The organism is Actinoplanes sp. NBRC 103695 (assembly GCF_030269485.1).
Taxonomy (GTDB): Bacteria; Actinomycetota; Actinomycetes; order Mycobacteriales; family Micromonosporaceae; genus Actinoplanes.
In genome coordinates, this window is record NZ_BSTL01000165.1 from 1 (window position 1) to 255 (window position 255).

At 68.6% G+C, this 255-nt stretch carries 1 protein-coding gene; it reads right to left on the reverse strand.

Features of this window, described 5'->3' with window-relative positions; all coding sequences use genetic code 11:
* The coding region (locus QSK31_RS48700) for a hypothetical protein (protein ID WP_285692029.1) at positions 1-255 on the reverse strand (255 nt) is incomplete at both ends.

Here is a 255-nt window from a genome sequence, read left to right on the forward strand (position 1 = left end):
AGGCCCGGCGAACGACGCCACCAACGCCGTGAAGGAGTTCCACGCCCGCATCGCCTCGACATACGCCCGCTCACCCGCATGCGGCGCCAGTGCCTCCCGGACCTGGCTGCCATACTCCAGCGCTACCGCCCGCAACCGGATCAGCAGTTCCCCCACCATTGCGGGATCGACGCCCGCCCGCAACACCAGCGGACCCGTCCCCGGCGCAAGAACCCGCGGCGGATTGTCATTGGCTGATGTTGTCTGCCCGATGTG